Source organism: Flavobacterium sp. (genome assembly GCF_031411595.1).
GTDB lineage: Bacteria > Bacteroidota > Bacteroidia > Flavobacteriales > Flavobacteriaceae > Flavobacterium.
The window spans coordinates 49,576-55,575 of record NZ_JANOBI010000015.1 but is presented as its reverse complement, the minus strand read 5'-3'; the positions used below and the strand labels follow the sequence as shown (position 1 = coordinate 55,575).

7 protein-coding genes and 1 tRNA gene are annotated in these 6,000 nt (G+C 34.8%); 1 reads left to right on the top strand and 7 read right to left on the bottom strand.

Going from position 1 to position 6,000, the window contains the following annotated elements:
- Window positions 1-2 precede the first annotated feature (2 nt).
- Window positions 3-79 (top strand) — tRNA-Thr (locus RMO03_RS02820).
- A 128-nt stretch (window positions 80-207) separates the two neighbouring features.
- Here RMO03_RS02820 and RMO03_RS02815 read toward each other — a convergent pair.
- The 7 genes from RMO03_RS02815 to RMO03_RS02785 all read right to left on the bottom strand — a co-directional run bounded on the left by RMO03_RS02815 (window position 208) and on the right by RMO03_RS02785 (window position 5,933).
- On the bottom strand, window positions 208-1,263 hold the full coding sequence (locus RMO03_RS02815) for an Ig-like domain-containing protein (RefSeq protein WP_309640567.1): 1,056 nt from the start codon (window positions 1,261-1,263) through the stop codon (window positions 208-210).
- Window positions 1,264-1,412: 149 nt separating this feature from the next.
- Window positions 1,413-3,254, bottom strand: coding sequence for a peptidase M61 (locus tag RMO03_RS02810; protein ID WP_309640566.1), 1,842 nt, complete (start codon window positions 3,252-3,254; stop codon window positions 1,413-1,415).
- Between the two features lie 54 nt (window positions 3,255-3,308).
- The gene (locus RMO03_RS02805) at window positions 3,309-4,244 is read right to left on the bottom strand and encodes a serine aminopeptidase domain-containing protein (RefSeq protein WP_309640565.1); all 936 of its coding nucleotides are present in this window, start codon (window positions 4,242-4,244) and stop codon (window positions 3,309-3,311) included.
- Window position 4,245: 1 nt separating this feature from the next.
- Window positions 4,246-4,587, bottom strand: coding sequence for a hypothetical protein (locus tag RMO03_RS02800; protein ID WP_309640564.1), 342 nt, complete (start codon window positions 4,585-4,587; stop codon window positions 4,246-4,248).
- A gap of 12 nt (window positions 4,588-4,599) precedes the next feature.
- A complete protein-coding gene (locus RMO03_RS02795) occupies window positions 4,600-5,181 on the bottom strand; it encodes a hypothetical protein (protein WP_309640563.1) in 582 nt (193 codons plus the stop codon).
- 3 nt (window positions 5,182-5,184) lie between these two features.
- Complete coding sequence (locus RMO03_RS02790) at window positions 5,185-5,463, bottom strand: DUF2089 family protein (protein WP_309640562.1); 279 nt, start codon at window positions 5,461-5,463, stop codon at window positions 5,185-5,187.
- 191 nt (window positions 5,464-5,654) lie between these two features.
- The gene (locus tag RMO03_RS02785; protein ID WP_309640561.1) at window positions 5,655-5,933 is read right to left on the bottom strand and encodes a DUF2805 domain-containing protein; all 279 of its coding nucleotides are present in this window, start codon (window positions 5,931-5,933) and stop codon (window positions 5,655-5,657) included.
- Between the last annotated feature and the right edge of the window lie 67 nt (window positions 5,934-6,000).

Below are 6,000 nucleotides of genomic sequence, written 5' to 3'. Positions count from 1 at the left end.
CCGCCAGCGTAGCTCAGTTGGCTAGAGCAGCTGATTTGTAATCAGCAGGTCGTGGGTTCGAGTCCCTCCGCCGGCTCCAGAAAACCATCACTTTTTGTGATGGTTTTTTTATGGATTAAAATGAACGGTTAAACTTTCAACTTTCAGGATAGTTCAAAAAAAAACCATTCAGATTATGAATGGTTTTTTTAGGATTGTATTTTTTAATTAATTATAGGTGATGTCATCAACAGAAACCACGGAAGAATATACTTGATCTGAAACATCGGTTACAATAAACGCGATATATACTTCATCTCCGACGCTGCTAAAGTTGATCGATTTGCTAAGCCATCCGGTTGAACCAGCATAACCATCTCCAGTATCCGGCATTCCAATAAAGCCATCGCAAGAAGTATTACCTGCTTTTCCAATTGTGTTAACACTAGTTACAAATTCTGAATGGGCGCCATTGGCTCCATAAACAATAGCCATAAAGGAATCGTCGTATTCACTTCCAACGAATTCTTGGAATTCAGCTGAAAGAAAATTATAATTAAAATTAATAGAAGTAATATTAGCGTTGATAGGGCCGATAATCATAATGCTAGATGCTTCTCCAATTGCAGTACCGCTTGAAATCAATTGATTACCTGAAGTTATAGATGCAAAATTATTGCCTTCAAAAGGATTTATACAACCATGAGCTCCTGAAAGTACGTTTCCATCACCAATAAAATTTACTCCAGCAATACCAGTTTCAAAACCACCATTTCCATCAAAGCTATTATCTGTAGTTGAAGCTGTTCGATAGGATATAACCTGATCACTGTCAAGACCGGTACCACTATCATCTTTCAATTCGGTAGTTAATGTTATTTCGATATCGGCATCTGCAGCGAATTTGTTTTTAGGCGTGAACGTAAAAATTGCAAATCCATTGGCAGCTTCATTAATAGAAATAGTGCCACTAACTTTAGTGTTATTTTCTTTCACAACAAACGAATCTTGTGTTATAGAACTCAATAAAATCTTATCATTAAAAAAGAAAAGAATGGGCATATTAGCAGGATAAATTTCATTTGAAACCGAAGGAATTGCTTGAGCGATTCCCAAGCTTTGAGTGTCTGCAGTATCCGTTATACTGTTAACGCCGCCACCGCCATTATTGATGATTTTATAAAAACCCTCTTCAGCCGGGGTTTCAGAATCACTACTACTACAACTTGCAAAAAAGGCTGAAATAATAATTAAATACGATAAGGAAAAGAGATTTTTTTTCATAATGTGTTTGTTTTTAGTTTATTGAGTTAAACAAACATAGTTATAAAAATGTTAAAAAAATATTTTTACATAAAGTATTTTCCTCTTGTAATGAAAAAAAAGCCTCAAACTTTTTTCAAACTTGAGGCGTAATTTATGGTAGCAATTTGTTACCCTTTCAACCAAGCAGTTCTAAGCTTTTCTTTACTTGCATCGGTTGCTTCAAAGCCAACTTTGTCTTCAGATGGGATTTTAATTTTTCCGGTAATGACTTGCTCTTGACCGCCACGACTTATTTTCACAGAGATTGGGCTGTCATTTTGCCAAGTTTGACTCGCTTGAATCAATTCGTAGATGTTGTCTAAGTTGTAGGGTTTCATATTGACTTCTTTCAAAATATCGCCACCTTTAATACCCAATTCAGTAAAGAAAACATTAAGTTCGGTTTCAGGACGTACAATAATTTCTTTCGTGGTTTGGTCTACAGTGATATAAGGTATTTGCCCTTTTATAAAAGGATTTCCAGGGCTTTTTACACCTTTTTTGGTTACACCCATTTTAGCCAAAAAAGTATCATAAGGAATTGGCGTGTTACCCGAAACATAAGTCTTTAAAAAGTCACCCACTTCAGGATACGTTAATGCTGTAATTTTAGCAAACAACTCGTCATCTTTAAACGCTTTGTTGACGCCATATTCGTTCGATAATTTTTGCATTAAATCTAAAATGCCTCGCGCACCATTACTTTTTTCACGGATGATAATATCGATGCACATGCCAATGAGCGCGCCTTTCTCATACACATTCAAATACTGATCTTTATAAGGTTTTGTCAATACATTAGCACTCATAGTTGTAAATGGCATCGTGTCGTCCATTCCTGAAGCATTGGTTATTTTACCTGCAATTCGCATACAAAAGTCATCTTCAGTAATCAATCCTTGATTCACTTGAAAAAGATTGGCAAAATATTCTGTCACACCTTCATACATCCACAAATGTTGGGACATTTTTGGCGCTGTGTAATTAAAATTTTGAATTTCATCCGAATGAATTGTCAACGGTGTCACGATATGGAAAAACTCATGCGATACCACATCTTTCAACTGTTCACCCAATTCATCAACGCCCATCATTTCAGGCATTACGACTGTTGTAGCTGTCGGATGTTCTAACGCACCAAAGCCGTGTGCATCATTTTCGACTTGCATATCCGACAAATAAATTAAAACGCTGTATTTTTTGGTGCTGTTGAATTTTCCTAAAAAGTTCTTTTGTGCCGTCATCATTGTTTTCATCGCCGGTGCAATTTCTTCAGCATTATGCGTACCATTCGGAGAATAAACAGCAATCAAAATATCCATATCGTTGATCTTGAAAGTCGTATAATCCGGTTTGCTATACATGATTGGATTTTCTACCAATGTGGCGTATCGACTCGTCTCAAAAACATCACTCGTATTGCTGGCATCAATATCAGTCATCGATGTTGCGCCCCAAAGCGTTTCCGGATGTTGTACCGTTACTTTATAATTGACATCTTTAAAATCATCGAAGAATCCTACAAAACAATGTGTGTTAAGCATCACATTTTTTCCTGCATCGATATTACTTCCGACTGGTGAGAAAATGTCATGTGTCGATTCGATGTCATACGTATCATTGACCAAATAAGAAATCGAAGCCAATTGCGTTGCATTACTAATCTTCCAAGAATTGACATCTACTTTCGAAACAGTCATGTAAACGCCCTTCTTATCGTATGCTTTAAAATCATCAATAAATCTTCCGTAATCATCTTCAGAATACGTTCCGGGAACAATTTTAGGGAAATGATAAACGATTTCTGAAGTTTTGATTTTTGGAGTCAACACCGTTACAGGAACTTTATCTTTTTCAATAGCGTTCAAATTGATAGTCACTTGAACTTGCTCTTTAGATTTCGATTGTGCCGAAGCGGTAAAATGACATAAGCATGACGACAAAGCCATTACAAAAAGTATTTTTTTCATAAGTAAAATTTCAAATTTTGAGATGTGTCGCCAAATGTATAAAATAGTTTCGCTTTAAAGCGATTTTATAAATTGATTAACAGCAGTAACCAATTCAGGCATCACCGGTAAATCTGGATTGTTATAGGATGCTTGATTTTCTGAAAGATCATCCGTTTTTATTTCTTTGAAAAGGTGGTTCATATTAGTAATGATTGCCAATTGGGCTTCAGGTTTGGCTTTTTTTAATAGTTCAGCGTCTGAAACAGGTACTTGTATGTCTTTCGTTCCGTTGATTAGTAATACTGGAATTTTCAGTTTTTGAATTTCAATTATAGGATTGTATTTAATCCATGAAATCATATAAGGCTGCACACTTTCGCGGAATAAGACACCCAATGATTGGTTTTTGAGTTCGAAGGTTTGTCCGCTTTTGAGTACCGCCAAATCTTGCTCTACTTCTTCTTTTAAATTGGGTGCTTGTTTTCCTATTTGTTCTGCAATGACTAAGTCGATTGATCTTCCCGCACCAGCAATAGAAATACAACCATCAGCATTGCCGTTGGCTGCAATCATTCCTATTAGGGAACCTTCGCTATGCCCAACTATAATAATGTGTCGGTATTGTTTTTTCGATTTGAAGAAAGTAATAATATCTTTCACATCAGTTATAAAATCTTCAAACGAAAGGTCTTTTTCAGATATATTTCCAGAAGCGATTAATGCAATAGTTCGCTTGTCGAAGCTGAAAGCCGCGATATCATTTTGAGACAGTTTTTCTGCGAGATAACGCAAAGAATTATTATTCATCCCCTTTTGATTTCCATCACGATCCGGTGCACCAGATCCGGCGATAATGATGACCAAATCGGTTGATTTTGTTAGCCGTTCCGGGCTATACAAAGTTCCGTTGATTAATGAATTGACTTTGATTTCCTCTTTTTTAAAAGGCTTATCTTGAGCAAAGCCCATCATGGAAAAAGTTAGAAATAGTAGTAAAATGGTTTTCATGTTATTTTGAGTTTAATAGTGTAATAGCGGCTTCAGGATCTTTGACTTCAATATAGAGTTTGTTGTATCGGTGGTTTTGAAGCTCCACAATAATGGTGTTTTTCTCTCGACTCACATCCCAAAAATTGGTTTTGCGTCTTAAATAATAGGTGCCAGCAGTGATTATAAACGGGATATAAGTTCCGACACGTAAACCAAGAAATTTATGCAATTCGTTTTTGTCTTGATACACTTTTACGATATCGCCTTTAGGCACATTGATTTTGCTTTTCAAAGCCCAAAATTGATGAAGTCCAATGATGTTGAATATGTATTGATTTTCTTTTAATTCGATTGTTACCATGATTTTTGAGTATTAATTTAAAATTGAGATAATGATTTTTGAAAAAATTTCAGCCAATAAAAGTGCTGCGACAAACAACACAATGCTTTTGGTTCCTTTGGCATTGGTTGCTACTTTATAGCCATTGAATAATAACATGATGGTCAATACCAATCCTGCAATTGTGACCAAACTAAAAAGCAATACAGGGATTAATGCTGAAAAATTGGGTACTTCCATCAGGTTTTCATGTATGCTTGAGAGTAATTTTGTTGAAGCATTGTAAATCCAATGGTTGGAATTGAATACCGTTAAAAGATAAAAAGGAATTTTTGCGATGCTACAAGTATTAAAAATATCAATCAATCGGGTTTTAGGATTGGTATATTTTCCGACCAAAAAAAGCATTAGGCAAGTCGTTGTAATTGTGATAAGAATATCTGTTAAAGAATTCAAAAGCGTTACTTTTTCGATAAAATGCAAATCGAAAACACCGTCATACCTTGCATCAAAAGCATAGCCTAATGCGGCACCGACAAGTATTGAAAACAAACCAATGCATAAAAGTTTTTTGTCTGAATGTTTTTCAAACGGATTAAAAAGTACGTTTTTCATATCTTATGATTTTGGTTTGAGCGCGTTCACTTTTTGAATAATATCGTCCAATTTGTTGCGCACCGTTGGGTAACTGTTGCCCATTTGTGTGGCCATTTCTTTTAAGCTGCCGCTCGCCAAAAAAAACTGTAAGATGAAGTTTTGCTCTTCTTCTGTAATTTGCAACAGCAATGGTAATGCGTAATTTCCTGAAACTATTGTGGTGCAATGATTACAAGTAAGTTGAGAAACAGATAACGAACTTTCGCAACTTGGACATTGAATAGGAAGTTTTGGCTGCATGATTTTTAAATTTATATCATACAAAATTAAACAATATTAATATATAAATAAACATTGTTTATATAAAATTAATTATTGTTTATATAAATACAAAAATTGCACTTTGGAAAAGCTTAATGAAAAGAAGTTTATACGAGTTGTTTACTTATCGTATAAAACAAAAAAACTCTTGCAGGACAAGAGTTAAATGTTTAATCAAATTTATTTTTGATATAATATTTGCCGTCTAAATCGTCGTCAAAATCATCGATTTTAATTTGTTTTGGTTTGGGTTTGGCGGCATTGGCTTTCTTTTTCCAAATTTCGAATTTGTCTGCCGTTAGTTTTTTCTTCATGATTTCCAGCACATCTTTTTCATCAATGCCTAATTCTTTCTTGATGATTTCGTACGGATTTCGTTCTTCTAATGCCAAGGTAATCAATCTTTCGTTTTGTTCCCAAGTCAATTCAATGCGTTTATTCTTTTTCATTATTTGAAAATTAATTCAACTGTGGTTTTTATATGTTACGTTTTCTAATTCAATATTAATAAAAAAA